Origin of the sequence: Streptomyces sp. NPDC018964 (assembly GCF_044390325.1) — a bacterium.
Taxonomy (GTDB): Bacteria; Actinomycetota; Actinomycetes; order Streptomycetales; family Streptomycetaceae; genus Streptomyces.
In genome coordinates, this window is record NZ_JBIRYZ010000036.1 from 1 (window position 1) to 15,625 (window position 15,625).

13 protein-coding genes and 2 pseudogenes are annotated in these 15,625 nt (G+C 71.4%); 7 read left to right on the top strand and 8 right to left on the bottom strand.

Features of this window, described 5'->3' with window-relative positions:
* Positions 1-231: 231 nt before the first annotated feature.
* A complete protein-coding gene (locus ACH5AO_RS35210; RefSeq protein WP_398931928.1) occupies positions 232-2,226 on the bottom strand; it encodes a flavin monoamine oxidase family protein in 1,995 nt (664 codons plus the stop codon).
* A 291-nt stretch (positions 2,227-2,517) separates the two neighbouring features.
* On the opposite strand from ACH5AO_RS35210, the gene ACH5AO_RS35215 reads away from it, so the two are divergent.
* The 4 genes and pseudogenes from ACH5AO_RS35215 (at position 2,518) to ACH5AO_RS35230 (ending at position 7,124) form a co-directional block, all read left to right on the top strand.
* A complete protein-coding gene (locus ACH5AO_RS35215) occupies positions 2,518-4,416 on the top strand; it encodes an NAD-binding lipoprotein (protein WP_398931930.1) in 1,899 nt (632 codons plus the stop codon).
* Between the two features lie 236 nt (positions 4,417-4,652).
* Positions 4,653-5,102, top strand: a pseudogene (locus tag ACH5AO_RS35220) (nuclear transport factor 2 family protein).
* Positions 5,103-5,891: 789 nt separating this feature from the next.
* Positions 5,892-6,509, top strand: a complete 618-nt coding sequence (locus tag ACH5AO_RS35225; protein WP_398931932.1) for a hypothetical protein — start codon at positions 5,892-5,894, stop codon at positions 6,507-6,509.
* A gap of 111 nt (positions 6,510-6,620) precedes the next feature.
* Positions 6,621-7,124, top strand: a complete 504-nt coding sequence (locus ACH5AO_RS35230; RefSeq protein WP_398931934.1) for a hypothetical protein — start codon at positions 6,621-6,623, stop codon at positions 7,122-7,124.
* 128 nt (positions 7,125-7,252) lie between these two features.
* On the opposite strand, the gene ACH5AO_RS35235 is transcribed toward ACH5AO_RS35230, so the two are convergent.
* Complete coding sequence (locus ACH5AO_RS35235; protein ID WP_398931935.1) at positions 7,253-7,495, bottom strand: DUF5302 domain-containing protein; 243 nt, start codon at positions 7,493-7,495, stop codon at positions 7,253-7,255.
* Between the two features lie 422 nt (positions 7,496-7,917).
* Entirely contained in the window at positions 7,918-8,400 is a 483-nt protein-coding gene (locus ACH5AO_RS35240; RefSeq protein ID WP_398931937.1) for a GNAT family N-acetyltransferase, read from the bottom strand.
* Positions 8,401-8,702: 302 nt separating this feature from the next.
* On the opposite strand from ACH5AO_RS35240, the gene ACH5AO_RS35245 reads away from it, so the two are divergent.
* Positions 8,703-9,161 (top strand): SRPBCC family protein, encoded by a 459-nt coding sequence (locus ACH5AO_RS35245; RefSeq protein ID WP_398931939.1) that lies wholly within the window; start codon positions 8,703-8,705, stop codon positions 9,159-9,161.
* Between the two features lie 294 nt (positions 9,162-9,455).
* Here ACH5AO_RS35245 and ACH5AO_RS35250 read toward each other — a convergent pair whose 3' ends face one another.
* Positions 9,456-9,749 carry a WhiB family transcriptional regulator gene (locus tag ACH5AO_RS35250; RefSeq protein ID WP_398931941.1) on the bottom strand — a complete coding sequence of 98 codons (294 nt, stop codon included), beginning with the start codon at positions 9,747-9,749 and terminating at the stop codon, positions 9,456-9,458.
* Positions 9,750-9,998: 249 nt separating this feature from the next.
* Here ACH5AO_RS35250 and ACH5AO_RS35255 point away from each other — a divergent pair, with 249 nt between their 5' ends.
* A complete protein-coding gene (locus ACH5AO_RS35255; protein ID WP_361749518.1) occupies positions 9,999-10,217 on the top strand; it encodes an EF-hand domain-containing protein in 219 nt (72 codons plus the stop codon).
* Between the two features lie 484 nt (positions 10,218-10,701).
* On the opposite strand, the gene ACH5AO_RS35260 is transcribed toward ACH5AO_RS35255, so the two are convergent.
* Positions 10,702-12,870 carry an MMPL family transporter gene (locus ACH5AO_RS35260; RefSeq protein ID WP_398931943.1) on the bottom strand — a complete coding sequence of 723 codons (2,169 nt, stop codon included), beginning with the start codon at positions 12,868-12,870 and terminating at the stop codon, positions 10,702-10,704.
* 25 nt (positions 12,871-12,895) lie between these two features.
* The gene (locus tag ACH5AO_RS35265) at positions 12,896-13,444 is read right to left on the bottom strand and encodes a TetR/AcrR family transcriptional regulator (protein WP_398931945.1); all 549 of its coding nucleotides are present in this window, start codon (positions 13,442-13,444) and stop codon (positions 12,896-12,898) included.
* A gap of 141 nt (positions 13,445-13,585) precedes the next feature.
* Between ACH5AO_RS35265 and ACH5AO_RS35270 the strand changes: the two are divergent.
* Positions 13,586-13,913, top strand: a pseudogene (locus ACH5AO_RS35270) (hypothetical protein); the annotation flags it as partial.
* Positions 13,914-14,045: 132 nt separating this feature from the next.
* On the opposite strand, the gene ACH5AO_RS35275 reads toward ACH5AO_RS35270, so the two are convergent.
* Both ACH5AO_RS35275 and ACH5AO_RS35280 read right to left on the bottom strand, forming a co-directional pair.
* On the bottom strand, positions 14,046-14,609 hold the full coding sequence (locus tag ACH5AO_RS35275) for a dihydrofolate reductase family protein (RefSeq protein ID WP_398931947.1): 564 nt from the start codon (positions 14,607-14,609) through the stop codon (positions 14,046-14,048).
* Positions 14,610-14,853: 244 nt separating this feature from the next.
* A complete protein-coding gene (locus ACH5AO_RS35280; protein ID WP_398931949.1) occupies positions 14,854-15,567 on the bottom strand; it encodes a VOC family protein in 714 nt (237 codons plus the stop codon).
* Positions 15,568-15,625 lie beyond the last annotated feature (58 nt).

Genomic DNA, 15,625 nt, shown 5'->3' on the forward strand with positions numbered 1-15,625 from the left:
GGGTGGTGTTGTTTTTTTTTTTTTTTTTGGTTTTGTGTTTCGGTGGTTTTTTGTGTGCCTACAAAACAGCGCGTCCGCCCCCGTCTGTTGTTCTGCGGCCGGGAGAACCCGGCCGAGCGCCCGCACCACCTGTCCGTGGCCTGATCGACCGATCACGTGGTGCGGCGGCCCCGGAGCCCGCCCGATGCGCCGGGGTCCGGGGCCGCGTCGTGGTTCAGTGGGCCGTTCGGCTCATGCCGCGTGGATCTCCAGGGCGGCACGCACGGCGGACTCCACGGCTCCCTCGATCCACGCCGGCTTGACGGACGTGTGGTCCCCGGCGAAGTGCAACGGCCCCTCGCGCGTGGGGATGGCGGGCAGCAACTCCGTGTGCTGTCCGGGCAGGAGCACGGACGCCTCCCCGTAGGCGTAGGGGTCGCGCAGCCAGCTCTGCGTGCGGCCCGCTCCGGTGTAGAAGACCTCGATGCGCCGGCCGTAGACCTGCTGGAGGCCGCACAAGGCGTGCGGGTACCGTGCCTCGTCGTCCAGGGAGTCCCAGCGCAGCGCGTCGTCCGCCCAGCTGTAGGACGCCAGGACCACGCCCCCCTCGCTGCCGGGAACCGGGTGGGAGGGGTGGAACATGAACCGGTTGGCGTTGTCCGAGACCGATCCGCCGCCCACGACGTCGACCGCCTCCGGCTGGTCGCGTACCAGCGCGCGGTTGGCCGCGTAGTGGGTGCGCTGGCCCGCCGAGATGTGCCCGGCGGGCACGGAGGGGTGGGCGCCGAGCAGACTGCCGTCCGTGGCGGTGCGGCCGGTGCGGTAGGCGTCGTACAGGCCCGGCTCGACGGCGTTCAGCTCGCGCTTCCAGTCGGCCTCGTCGAACTCCCACCAGCGGCGGCTGAACTCCAGCAGCACCTTGGTCGCGCTGTCGTAGTGCAGTTCGCAGACGGCGCGGCGCTTGCCGTACGACATGGGCGGCTCGATCTGCACGTGGCGCAGTCCGGAGAACGGCACCGTCACCACGGCGACGTCCGCGGTGAACTGCTCACGCACGACGGGCCCGTCACGGCCCTCGGACACGGTGTCCACCCACACGTGCGGTCCCTTGTTCCGGACGTGCTCGGTGTCCGGCGAAGGACGGTCGGGGTGGTGGTATTCGATGCGCGTGACACGACGGTCGAACCGCACCTCCTTGCGCACCCGTTCCAGCAGGGCGTCCGGCAGTACGGCCGTGCCGCCCTCCAACTCGTAGAAGGGCGTGTCGGGGCTGATGAGGGAGGAGCCGATGAAGCTGTGGATGAAGGACAGCGGGAGGCGGGAGGTGAGGTTCTCCAAGGTGCCGATCAGGTCGATGGTCCGCTCGTCGAGGCCGGCGTGCTCGGTCAGGAAGCGGAACATCGACCAGTCACCGAATCGCTGCACCACGCGGGCCCAGCCCCGCAACTGTTCGGGAAGCGGCTTGCCGACCCGCTTGCCGTCGCGGTCGACACGACTGAACTCGTCGCGCACCGGGTCCAGCACGGAGCGCAGGATGGTGGCGGCCGGGGTGTCCCAGTGGGCCCGGGGGACGCCGAAGGAGCGGTTCACGCGACGGGGCGCGCGGGCGTAGTCGGCGCGCCGCACGCGGATGCCGTTGACGTGGATCCAGGTGCGGTGGGCGGGGCGTCCCTCGGTGTCGACGTCGACGTAGTGGAAACGCCGCTTCTTCAGGTCGAACCGGTCGATCAGCTCCATCACCAGGGGGTGGCTGCCGGGGATGCGCATGGCGCCCGCCTCGGCGTACTGACGGGGATCGGCGAAGGGCTGTGCGGCGTGTTCGTGGCCGCCGTGGCGGAAGGTCTTGATGCGTCCGCCGGCGCGGTTGCCGTTGGCCTCCAGCACCGTCACCCGGTGACCGGCCTCCTTCAGCAGCCAGGCGGCCACCAGCCCGGCCGGACCGGCGCCGATGACCAGTACGTCCATGGGGCGTGTCCGCCGGTGAGCCGGCAGTCCCTCCCGGAGGACGCGCTGGTAGCGCGGGACGAGGGGACGGTCGTCGGAGTCCAGGACGAGCAGTGCGCGGGCGACGGCGAGGCACCGGTCGAAGTCGGGGCCGCGGTTCCCGCCCGGGGCGGCCGGGGCGGGCAGAGCCGCGGCGGCACCGCCGGTCAGGGCCGTGGCCACCGTGGCCGTCCCGGCCGCCGCCGCGAAGGTCCTCCGGGAAAACCCGCCGTCCGAGCGCACCACTGCGTGATCTTCAGTCATGGCGGCCTTTGTACTGGCGGCCGTGACCGGGTGTCCGCCTTTCGTCGCGCAGTTGACTCGAAGGAGCGAAGACGGTGACGAATCCTGACGTCACGGCGGGTCCGCCGGTGCGGACGGCTCGGGGAACCCGAAGGAATGAATGCCGGGCAACCCTCCGGCGCCGACACGACCGGTTCCGCACACTGCCAGATGCGTATCCACATCCGTACTCTCCGGCGGGCTCACGCGGCGCATCGCGTACGCGGCGTTGCCCGGACTCGCGAGGAGTGCGGTGCGACCAGAGGGGGAAGGGTGGCACAGCCGCGTGCCCGGTTCGGTGAGAGGGCCCGTTACTGGTTCGACAGCACCCTGACCCGCGGTGCCTCCGCCCTCGTCGGCTGGATGGCGCTGTTGTGCCTGGCCGTCGTCGTCCCGGCCAGTGCGGTGCTCGTGTGGACCGACCCCGACGCGCCGGCCTCCCTGACGGACAGGTTCGCGCGGGTGTGGCGCCTGACCGGGGAGACACTGCGGCTGGGCGGTTCGACGGGCACGCCGCTGCGCGTGGCGGTGTCGTTGCTGCTCGCGCTGGTCACCCTGCTGTACGTCTCGACCCTCGTCGGTCTGATCACGACGGCGCTGACGGAGCGGCTGACCGCGTTGCGCCGGGGCCGTTCCACGGTGCTCGAGAAGGGCCACGCCGTGGTCCTGGGATGGTCGGAGCAGGTCTTCACGGTGGTGAGCGAGCTGGTGGCCGCCCACGCCAACCAGCGGCGGGCGGTGGTGGCCGTGCTGGCCGACCGGGACAAGACCGCCATGGAAGAGGCCCTGAGCACGAAGGTGGGTCCCGTCGGCCGTACGCGGCTGATCTGCCGCAGTGGTCCCGTCACCGATCCGGCCGTGCTCGGCCTGACCAGCCCGGAGACGGCCGGTGTCGTGCTGGTGATGCCCCATGACGAGCCCGATGCCGACGCTGAGGTGGTCAAGACGCTGCTGGCGCTCAGGACGGCCCTGGCCGGAAAGGCCGTCCTTCCGCCCGTCGTCGCCGCCGTCCGGGACGACCGCTACCTCCTGGCCGCCCGTCTCGCCGCCGGACCGGGCGGCGTCGTCCTGGAGAGCGACACCGTCACCGCCCGGCTGATCGTCCAGGCCACGCGCCGTCCCGGGCTCTCCCTCGTCCACCAGGAACTCCTCGACTTCGCCGGTGACGAGTTCTACCTGATCACTGAACCGGCCCTGGCCGGGCGTCCGTTCGGTGACGCGCTGCTGTCCTATCCGACGTCGAGCGTCGTCGGGGTGGTGCGCTCGGGCACTCCCCTGCTCAGCCCGCCGGAGCGGACGCTCCTGGCCCCGGACGACCTGCTCATCGTCATCTCCCGCGACGACGACACGGTCTGGCCCGGTGACTGCGCGGAGCTGGTCGAGGAGGAGGTGATGGTGTCCGGACCGCCGGCGCCCGCGCGGGCGGAGCGGGTTCTCCTGCTGGGCTGGAACCGCCGGGCGCCGCTCATGATCGAGCAGTTGCGCCGCCGCGTACGGCCCGGATCCACCGTCGACGTGGTGATGGACGGTGACGAGGCGACGGTCCGGCAGGTGGACGAGGCCGGCGCGCACGACGGCACCGGCCTGGCCCTGACCCTGCACCACGGGGACGTCACCCGCCCCGAGACCCTGCGCCGTCTGGATGTTCACTCCTACGACAGCGTGATCGTGCTCGGCCGGGATCCCGCTCCCGGGCAGCCACCGGACGCCCCGGACGACCGCACACTCGTCACCCTCCTGCTGCTGCGCCGGCTGGAGGAGGCCACCGGACGCGAACTGCCGGTCGTCACCGAGCTGATCGACGATCGCAACCGGGCGCTGGCCCCCGTCAGTCCCGGAGCCGACGTGATCATCAGTGGCAAGCTCATCGGTCTGCTCATGGCGCAGATCTCCCAGAACCGTCACCTGGCGGCGGTGTTCGAGGAACTGTTCTCCGCCGACGGCACCGGGGTCCGGCTGCGGCCGGCCACCGACTACGTACTGCCCGGGTGCGAGACGTCCTTCGCCACGGTCGTGGCCTCGGCCCGTCATCGCGGCGAATGCGCCATCGGCTACCGAAGTCACGACGGTGCCTCGGCACGTCCCGGTCACGGTGTGCGGATCAACCCGCCCAAGACCGAGCGGCGCCGGTGGGCGGCCATGGACGAGGTGGTCGTCATCGGCAAGGACTGAAGGGTGGTGCGTCCGCACGGACGGGTGTGTCTCGTCCGCGTCACGTCCGGGGTGACAGACCTGCCGGGTATGGCGCGGGACGGGTACGGCGCCCCGACGTCCACGGCCGACGCACCGTGGCCCGGGACGGGGAACCAACGCCGTCCGTGTGGCGCGTTGCGGACGTGCCGGCCGCGCCGTACGACGGCGTCCGATTGCCGCCAGCAAAGTCCTGCCGTGGTGCTCATGCCGGCGTCATGACGATGTCATCCACTACAGGGTCAGCGGCAGTTCTGACGGGTATGTACGCGGCTGAGGCGAAGTACCTGGCGGCGGGAGGCCCTGACGGGGCTTCGTTCGACCTGCTCGCCCCCTTCTTCGCGCCGGACGTCGAGCTGCACCAAGCGGATGCCCTGCCCTATGGAGGTACTTGGCGCGGACACGACGGCATGGCGCGGTTCTTCCTCGCGATGGGAGAGGTGTAGGAGTCGTTCGACATGGTGGAGCAGGAGTTCCTCGCCACCGGTGAGACCTCTGTCGTGCTCACGCAGGTCCGTGCTCGCGCTCGCGCGACCGGCCGTGAACTCAGCTTCCCCGTTCTGCAAGCGATCACGGTCAAGGACGGGCGGATCACCGAGGTCCGTCCGTTCTACTGGGACACGCGGGCTGTCGCCGACGCCTGCGCCGTGCCGGCCCCGACGGACTGAGGCCGATGGCGAACTCGTCGGTCACGGGCGCTGGTCGAGGACCGCCACCCACACGGTCGCTTCGTGACGGACGGCGGGCTTGTCGCCTCTCATGTCTCGTGGCCACGGCCCGGTGAGGCTCGAGTCGATCGATTCCGCGTCCGCGCAGGTGGTTCGGTCGCTGCGGGGGCGTACGCCTTGCCGTCCGGTATCCGCTCCGGTCGCCGGCGGGGCCTGCCGGGACCGAGCCGGGGCACCCCGATCGCCTCCGGACCGGCTCGGACTGCGGAGAGCCGCCTCGCCGCCCGGCCGTGTTCAACACCGACAGAGGCTTCCGGCCCCGCCCGACGCTGATGCCGTCGGGCGGCTCCTCTCGCGGGCTCTCCTTCTCGACGCGCCGGCGGCGGCGATCCCCCTCGGACCGAGGTGATCACCGAGGCCGCACGTCCCACCGGACGGATCCGCCCTCCGTGAGGCCTCTCCTCCTCGCTCCGGGAAATACACCCCAATGGCCCTGTTTTCGCCCTCGTGCCGAGCGCGTCGCCACGGCTGTCATTAGCGTTGCCGTCAGACGGATGGCCCGTCATGAACGAGTACGGACGAGATGCGTCACCACCAGGGCGAGCATGACGAACCTCCCCGGTGATTCCGCGGGCCTTCTCGTGCGTTCCCGCCCGCGGTTCCCGTAAGCGCTCCGGCTCCTTTCCTTCTGTCGACCGGCCTCGCACGGCACACCGTCCGGCCGGGTCGACTCCGGTCGGAGCCCGGGCGGCACCGAACCTGTTCGTTCCCACAGACACGGAGGCGACCATGACCTTCGCCGGCCGGTCCTTCATGTTCTTCGCCGTCGCGGTTCTCGGCTGCTCTGCCGGGCTCACCCTCATCAGGTCCGCGTCGGCCGACGTGACCCCACGGATGACGACCTCGGCAGCGGCAGTCCACACTGACCACGACTCCTCGGCGAGAAGCCGCACCATCCGCGTGGAGGCCCGGCTGCGAGTCGGCGAAGAGCTCGATCTGGGCGCAACGGGCCGAAGCGCCGGCGACCAGTTCGTCTTCGGCGGGGATCTGATGTCTGCCGAGGGATCCGAAGAGCGCCTCGTCGGACGCATCGACGGGTTCTGCGTCCTCACCGACCTCGAACGCAACGCGGGACCATGCGTGTCAACCGCGGTACTGCCGGAAGGCCAGATCACCCTGCAGGGCGAGCAAGCCGGTATCCCGGTACCGGCTCCGGTCGTCAACGCGATCACCGGAGGCACCGGGGCGTTCCGTGAGGCTCACGGCCAGGTGACACAGCGGGTGTTGACGCCGGCCACCTGGCAGCTCACGTTCGACGTCTCCGACGTGCGGTCCCCTCGGACCGAGGGCGGTCGCACCCCGTCCGAGGCGCCGACGCCCACGCCGTCTTCCCTCCCCGGCAAGTAGCCGCGCCGGGCGGTGTCGGCAGGTCCCTCGGCCGACTGTGAGGTGCGCCGGCTCGGAGGCGACGCACAGCACCCCGAGAACACACACCCAATCACCACACGTGGAGACGTCGTGATCAAGAAATTCCGCACACTCACCGGCTGGGGCATCGCCGTGGTGGCCACCGCCGCGGCCACGATCGGCGCAACCGCCGGGGGTTCTCCGACTCCGTCGCCGGCCGACCCGCAGGCCCGTCCGACGGCCGGTCAGGTGAAGGAGACGCAGGCTGATCCCCGGACGTCGGAGCACCGGCAGATCGCCTCATCGGTCCTGGACGGGGACTTCACGTTCACACTCACCGCTCTGAGGTCCCAGACCGACCCGTTCGCGGCGTCCGTGCGCCTCCAGGTGTTCACCTTCGAGGACGGCGCGTGGAGAGAATCGGACCGTGCCCTGGTCGGCGAGGCGGATTCCTGGTTCTGGTTCCCGCTGACCGGCCGCCACGCGGTGTGCGAGTTCTCCACCTCCGGTACGGAGCCCGCGCCGGTTGCCGTCAGCCTGCTGATCACGCCCTCGATCGGCTGCTCACCGACCGAGAACTTCCGCATCGACAACGGGCGGATCGTCCCTGCCTGACAGCGGGCGGCGGCCGCGGCACCGTGGCCGTGTCCGCCGCCTCCGTCACCCGGCGGGACCCGGCTCGGCGTCATCGGCAAGACGGCCGGGCGGTGCCTCGCCGAGTCCCGTCCGACGACGGTTCGGACTCAGCCGCCGCTCTTGCGTCGGAACGACCGCTGGCTCGCAGCCGGGCCGTGCGCGCCGCGGACCTTCGACGCGTCGGTGTTCGCGGCACGGGCCGCGGCCTGCGCCTGCTTGTCCCGCTTGCGCGCCAGGGCCTCCCGGAACTTGCCCTTCAGGTCGTACTGGCCGTCGTCGTCGGGCACCAGGGCGCCGCTCTCGGCGTCGGCCGTCTCCGGACCTTCTTGCGACGGAGAATCTGCAGTCATCGTGGCCTCCTGAGATCGGGCGGTGAAAGCACAGCTTGTCATGCCGGACACCGCGCAGGCCGCGCCACAGCCCATCATTGGTCAGCGGGTGCGCCGGGGTGGGGAGATCGTCACGTGCGCGGACGGCTGGACACCGAGTTCGACGCGGTCGGGCCCGGCACCACCGCGGCATGCGGAATCGGAAGGACACCGAAGGCGCGTGCCGGGGTCGTCGTGCGTCCCTCGTCTCTTCGACGCGGACGGTCCGAGGGAATTCCCCAGGTTGAAAGCGGTCAGCCGAGCCGTCGGCGCGGGCACCGGTGGAACGGGCCGCGGGCCGGCCGAAGTCCCATCGGGTCTTCCGCGAGGCCCGCCGCGGCCCGGACCGCATGGCGTCGACCGCCGCGGTCGTCCTCGCCTCGGAGCGGCAGCGCCGGAAGAGCTCACGGAATCGGGAACTCCAGCTCGGGCCGGTCCCATGCCACCGCGGGTGGGTTCGCGGGGGCGGTCCCGGTGGGCAGCGCGCCCACCCTGCGGTAGAACCCCTCGGCCGGGGGGTGGGACACCACGCGGACGCGGTCCAGCCCCGCCGCCCGCGCCCGGACCCTCATGTGCTCGACGAGCAACCGCCCGATGCCGAGGCCCTGCGCCCGGTCGGCGACGAAGAGCAGGTCCAGCTCCGGCGGCACCAGGACCAGCGAGTAGAAGCCGAGCACCCGGCCCGCGGGATCACCGGTGTCGACGGCCGCGAAGACCTCATGGGCTTCGATGTAGTCGGGGCCGACACGGTAGTCCGCGACCATCGCCGCGTACCGGCCCTCATAGGCGCGCGAGCCGCGCACTAGCCGTGTGAGCTGTCTGGCGTCCCGTGCGACGGCCCGTCGCACGCCGGTCCCGCCACACACGGACGTAACACTCGGTTTCATGAGGAGAGTATTACGCATTCATGAACCCGTCCGGCCTTGACGCACCAGTGGCGGACCGTCTCACAGGGAACGGCCACACCGTGCCCAGGCACCGGCGCCCCGTCCACCGGGGTCCGCCCCTGCCTGATCGCCCCGCGCGGACCGTCCCAGGTGGTCGACCGAATCGGACGTGTCGGGGCCGGCCTGTGAAACGGCTGACCGGCTGAAAGGCCAAACGCCGGTCCGCAGGCACCTCCACGCCCGACACCCCGGTAGACCGCGGCCCTCCTGGGTACTCGCCGCAGCGCGAAAGGAGGCCTGATATGAGCACGGTCAAGGAAACGGTGGAAGTCGAGGTCCCGGTCCGCACCGCCTACAACCAGTGGACCCAGTTCGAGGAGTTCCCGAACTTCATGGAGGGGGTCGAGGAGATCACACAGCTCGACGACCGCCACAACCACTGGACCACCAAGATCGGCGGGGTACGGCGGGAGTTCGACACCGAGATCGTCGACCAGCTCCCTGACGAGCGGATCACCTGGCGCACCACCAGCGGCGACGTCCAGCAGAAGGGCATGGTCCGCTTCCAGCGCATGGACGACAGCCACACCCGGGTGGAACTCGTGATGGATGTCGAACCGAGCGGGGTCGCGGAGAAGGCCGCGGACATGCTGGGGACGATCGACCGGCGCGTCAAGGGCGACATGCGGCGCTTCAAGGACTACATCGAGCGGCGGGGTGACGAGTCCGGGGCCTGGCGCGGCCGCATCACACCCGGCTGAGTGCCGTCGGCCCGACGACACCGCGGTGCGGGCGGCGGCCGCGTGCCGAGGGGCATCACGCGAGGCTGGAGTCCACCGTGATGCCCCGGTCCCGTCCGCGGTTCCGGCCGCGGACGGGCTTCCGGGTGGTGTGGGTCGACCACGGCCGGTGATGTCCGTACGTCGCTTTCCCCGGCCCGTACCGTTCCGGCGGTTCACGCCGTCGTACCCCGGTCCGCAGCCGGTCGGACCGTGCATCCGGTGCTTCGTGCCGCGCAACGCGGAAGAGGACGCTGACACCGCTTCGTAGTCGGGCTACTTCCGTTCGGCGAACAGCGCCCGGCGGATGGCACGGCGCTGCGCGGCGGTCGTGGCGCCCCAGATGCCCGCGTCCTCTCCGTGCCTGATGGCCCAGAGGCGGCAGGCGAGCAGGACCGGGCAGCAGCGGCACACCGCGCGAGCCCTCATCACCTGAGGATCCCGGTCCCGTTCGACCACCGGGAAGAACAGCTCCGGGTCCTCCCCCACGCATGCGGCCTCACGCCACCACTCCGGCGCGGCACCGGGCGGGCCGGGGACCACGCGGGGGAAGGGGGGATCGTACGTCATGGCACACCTCCGCCTGCTGCCGGTCGGGCCGGCAGATGGCCACGGCACCAGAGCGCCGCAGGCCCGGCAGGGGTTGCTCCGTCCACTGTACGCGGCGACCGGCGGGCAGGACAGGCAGCGCCCGTGCCGGGCGGAACCGTCCCTCGAGGCCGTGCTGTCGGCTTCCGGGCCGGTACGCGGGCAGCGGCCGAACGGGAGGACGGCGGATAGGCTGGCGCCGTCAGTGACGATCATGGAAGGAAGACGCACATGGCGGACAGGGTGGAGAAGGCGGCGCGAAGTGTCTTCGAGCGCTACGACCTGGACGGTGACGGCTTGGTCACCGCGGAGGAGTACCGGCAGGTCGTGGCGGAGCTGGAGGGCACCGAGATCACCGAGTCGGAGGCCCGGGGAGTGATCGACGCACTCGACACCGACGGTGACCGCCGGATGTCCTTCGACGAGTTCTGGGCAGCCATGAACCGCTGACACCGCCGTCCGGGCCCGGGCGGATTCGGGGCGCCCGTTCCCCGGTCGCCCGGGCCCCGGCGGGTGCGGCCGTTGCTCACCGGTCCGGTCCCACCCCGGTCGGCTTCCTGCCGACCGCCCGCGTGGACGTCCTGTCCTTTGCACACGCCGCGGCCGGGACCGGGCTCGACGGCGGTTTGCCGGACCTGGGCGCGCTGCCGCCTTCGGCCGCGGGGAGCTTCCGGGCGGTGTACGGGCGGGCTTTCGGCGACGTGTCCGCCGCCGGGTCCCGGCCCGGAACAGGAAGGGGAACCCGTACGGGCATGGGTCGGTGCCGACGCTCCCGGCCCCGGCCTGCCAGGACGGTCGGCGGACCGCTCGTGCACAGCGTTCGGTTCCCGCGCCCGCAGTCCGGCCTGGGCCAGGTGGGGCGGGGCGAACGGGAGAGGGCGGGACCCGCTGTGCGGGTCCCGCCCTCCGCGGTCCGGGCCGGCCGGTGCGCGGGTCAGACCGGGACGGGGGTCTCGTCGCGCGTCTCCGCGGCCAGCTGCCGGTTCAGCTTCTCGCCCTCGATGTCGAGGTCGGGCAGGGCCTTGTCGACGGGCCCCGGCAGCCACCAGGCGGCACGGCCGAGCAGCGACATCACCGCCGGGACCAGCGCCATGCGGACGACGAAGGCGTCGACGACCACGCCGACGGCGAGGGCGAACCCGATGGATTTGATGATCGGGTCGTCCATCAGGACGAAGCCCCCGAACACGGACGTCATGATGAGCGCGGCGGCCGTGACGACGCGGGCGTTGTGCCCCATGCCGCTGACCATGGCCGCCTGCGGGTCGGCGCCGTGGACGAAGTCCTCGCGCATGCGGGAGACGAGGAAGACCTCGTAGTCCATGGCGAGGCCGAACAGGATGCCGATGAGCAGGATCGGCAGGAAGCTCACCAGCGGGCCGGGGGTGTCGACGCCCACCAGGCCGGCGAGGTGGCCCTCCTGGAAGATGGCGACGGTGATGCCGAAGGTCGCGCCCACGGTGAGCAGGAAGCCCAGGGCCGCCTTCAGCGGTACCAGGACCGACCGGAAGACCAGCATGAGCAGCAGGATGGACAGGCCCACCACCAGGAGCAGGTAGACCGGCAGGGCGTCGGCGAGCTTCTCCGAGACGTCGATGCCCAGCGCGGTCGCGCCGGTGAGGGCGATGTCGGCGCCTTCGATGTCCGCGACCCGGTCACGGATGTCGTGGACGGCGTCCTCGGTGGCGACGGCGGTCGGGCCGGCCTCGGGGATGACGGCCAGCAGGGCGGTGGTGCCCTGTTCGTTCAGCTGCGGCGGGGCCACGGCCAGGATGCCGTCGGTGTCCTTGATGAGGGCTGTGGCCTTCTCGGCGGCCGCCTCGGTGGACCGCGCGTCGTCACCGTTGACGACGGCGATGAGACGGCCGTTGAAGCCTTCGCCGAAGCCCTCGGACGTCAGGTCGTACGCCTCGCGTGCCGGGGAGCCCTCGGCGGCGGTACCCGCGTCCGGCAGGGCTATGCGCATGTCCTGGGCGGGGAGGGTGAGCGCGCCCAGCCCGAGGATGCCGACGACCAGGAACGGCACGCGCAGTCTGGCGACGAGCCGGCCCCAGGCGAAGCCGAAGCCCTCGGCGGCGGTGCCGTCCTCGGCGGTGCGCTCGTCCGCCCGGCGCTGCTTGCGCGGCAGGATCTTCTTGCCGGCGAAGGAGAGGAAGGCCGGCAGCAGGGTGAGGGCGACCAGCACGGCGACGGCGACGGTGCCCGCCGCGGCCAGGCCCATCACGCTCAGGAAGGGGATGCCGACGACGGAGAGGCCGGCCAGGGCGATGACGACGGTGGCACCGGCGAAGACGACGGCGGAGCCGGCGGTGCCGGTCGCGCGGCCGGCGGCCTCCTCGGGCTTCAGGCCCTCGGTGAGGTACTGGCGGTAGCGGGAGGTGATGAAGAGCGAGTAGTCGATGCCGACGGCCAGGCCCAGCATCAGCGCCAGGACGGGGGCGGTGGAGGTCAGTTCGATCACGCTGGTCAGGGAGAAGAGGCCGGCCATGCCGACCGCGACGCCGATCAGCGCGTTCAGCAGGGTCATGCCGGCGGCGACCAGCGAGCCGAAGGTGACGACCAGGACCACCGCGGCGACCAGGACGCCGAGCGCCTCGGTGGAGCCGATCTCCACCTCACCGCCCATGACCTCGCCGCCGTGTTCGACCCGCAGGCCCTCGGCGTCGGCGCCGACCGCCTCGTAGGCCGACTTCTGCTCGTCGGTGACCTCGTCGGCGGCCTTGTCGAACTGCACCTGGATCAGGGCGTAGCGGCCGTCCCGGGAGACGGAGCCGGTTCGGAACGGGTCCATGGCGGCGGTGACACCGTCGATCCCGGAGGCTTCCTTCACCAGGGGTGCCACCGCGGCGGGGTTCAGCTTCTCGCCCTCGGGTGCGGCGAGGACGATGGCGCCGGTGGCTCCGCCGGCCTGCGGGAACTGCCGGTCGAGGTCGTCCAGCGCCCGCTGGGACTCGGTGCCCGGCATGGAGAACTTGTCGCTGGTCGGGCCCATCAGGGTGGCGGCTCCGACACCCAGCAGGGTCAGCAGGAGCAGCCAGAGGGCGGCTATTCGGCCTCTTCTGCGGAAGGAGAACCGCCCGAGCCGGTACAGCAGGGTCGCCATGGGGGAGGGGTCTTTCCGTTAGGGGTCAACTGGGGGTGTGGTCAAGCGTCCGCAGCGCGCTGCGGATCATTTCGGCGCGCAGCACCTCGTCCGGCGCCACCTCGTCATCGGCGGCACCGGTGATGAAGACGGCGCCCAGCACCATCCACGCCGCCACCCGGGCCGGTGCCCGTCGCGAGCGGCCGGCCAGCGCGTCCAGCAGCCCGTCCGCCAACTCCATGACGTCGAGGTCCTGGTGGCAGGACATCTCGGCGATGTCCTCGAAGAGAAGCCGGATCTCACGGCGGAACCGCAGCGTCAGGTCGACGTATCCGACGACGGTCTCCTCCACCAGCCGGCCGCCGGCCAGCCCGGCCACGCGGTCGAGCAGTGCGGCGAGGGCGTCCCGGGCCGGGGTCAGCAGCTCGGTGAGGATCTTCTCCTTGCCGGCGAAGTGGTAGAGGAGCGACGCCTTCGAGCAGCCCGCGTCGGAGGCGATGTCCTGCAGCGAGGTGCCGCGGAAGCCGTGCACGGCGAACAGTCGCAGTGCCGACTCCAGGATCTGACCGCGCATGGCGGAGGCGGAGCGTGCCATTCCTCAACCATAACTGTCCGATCGGTCAGTTCTGACCGATCGGACAGTGTGTCGCTGTGGCCTGCGTCACTTCCCCTGTCCGGGACTCGCGCAGGGCGCACGCGGACGGGCGAAGGCGCTCGGCGACGGCACGACGTGCCGCGCGACGGTGAGCGGCGGGGCCGGCCGTTCGAGCCGCGCACGGTACGCGTGAAGTCGGAGCTTCGCGGGGTGGGCCGTGCGGCGCTGCCCCTGGTGTTCCGGCGCGAGGACGACGGCCGGTGGCGCGCGAAGCGGCTGCACCGGCGTCTGAAAGGGCGTCTCGTCCGCCCAACGGGTGCAGGAGAACCAGGTGCCGGTGTCCGACGTAGTGCGCGCCGTCGTGGAGTGCGCGTACCCGACGGCGCGTCACCTGGTGTCCGGTGGCACCACGGTGTGGGACAGCGGACCGGTCTCGGACGGGCCCGTGACGCACATCGGTGTCGACCGGCTCCGCCGACAGCTCCACGGGCTCGGGCGACTCCGCGGTGGGCGCCGGGTCCTCCACCGTCTCAGGGCTCGGAGGTGGAGGGAAAACCTCACCGTCGTGCCCGTTCTTCCCGGAGCTCGGCAGGCGAGCCGGCTAGCGCGTCACACGGTGGCGGAGGTAGACGACCTTCGAGTTGAAGGTGCGGGTCTCGACGAGTTCGAGATCCACCCGGCGCTCGCGCCGGGGGAAGAACGGAATGCCACCGCCGACCAGCACCGGATAGACCATGGCCCGGTACTCGTCGATCAGATCCGACGCGGCCGCCTCGGCGGCGAGGGTCGCGCCGCCGATCGCGATGTCGCCCTCCCCCGGCTCGGCCCGCAACCGCTCGATCTCCTCCGCCAGGCTGCTCGATGCCAGGCGGGCGTTGCCCCGCACCGCCGACAGCGTGGTGGAGAACACCACCTTGGGAAGCGGCTTCCAGAGCGCGGCCCACTCGAGCATCGAGTCGTCGAGTGACGGATCCCGGTCGGCGGTCTCCCAGTACAGCATCGTCTCGTACAGCCGTCGTCCCAGCAGGTGAACGCCGACCTCCCGGATCTCGTCGATCCAGAAGCGGAAGACGTCCTCGTCGGGCGTCGTCCAGTCGAAGCCGCCGTCCGGCCCGACGACGTAGCCGTCGAGCGAGACGTTCATCGAATAGGTCACTCCGCGCATCGGAAGTCCTCCTCCGTGACGGGTTCGACAGTACGACCGCCGGACTCCGCAGGACTCGTCGTGGCTCACGGGGTCCCCGGTCAGCAGGGTGCGGGCCCGGACGGCGCGGACGTGTGTGCCGGGGGATGGGTGCGGCTTTCCCGGCGGGGCGCGTCGGACCACTCGTTCGGTGACGAAAACCTGCCCGTCCTGCTGTGCTCCGCCCGGCGGCAACCGCCCGCCCCGGTTCCCGTCGGGTCAGGCTTCACCGGCGCGGGAGCACGCGGAACCCGTTGCCGTCGGGGTCGGCCAGCAGCACCGTGCCGTCCCCGCCGTGGGCGGAGTCGAGACGCTTCGCCCCGAGGGAGAGCAGACGCTCGACCTCCGTCTGCTGATCGCCGTCCGGCACGAGGTCGAAGCTCAGGTCCTTGCCGGCGTCCGGCAAGAACGGCGGACCGCCCCAGGTGATCTTCGTGCCGCCGTTCGGCGACTGGACGGCGGTCTCCTCGTCCTGGTCCCAGACCAGCGGCCAGCCCAGCGCCTGGCTCCAGAAGTACCCCACGGCCTGCGAACCGTCGCAGGCGAGCGCGCCGATGGAGCCGCAGCCGGCGAGGAAGCCGTTGTCCGGCTCCAGAACGCAGAACTCGTTGCCCTCGGGGTCGGCGAGCACCACATGGGAGGCGTCCGGTTCCTGGCCGACGTCGGCGTGCCGCGCGCCGAGGTCGAGCGCCCTGGCCACGGTCTCCCGCTGGTCCTCCGGGCAGGAGCTGGTCAGGTCGAAGTGCAGCCGGTTCTGGGCGGTCTTCTGTGCCTGGCAGGGGCGGAAGCCGAGACGGTAGCCGGCGTCGTTCCCGGACAGCAGGGCGACGCCGTCGTCGTACTCGTCGGCCCTCCCCAGGCCCAGGAGGCCGGACCAGAAACGGGCCAGGCGCTCGGGCCGGTGCGCGTCGAAGGAGATTGCGAAAAGTCTGCTGCTCATCACGCCACGCGTCCTCGGTCCGTTGAGCGTCCACCGTCGGCAGGGCGCCTTGTCGGCA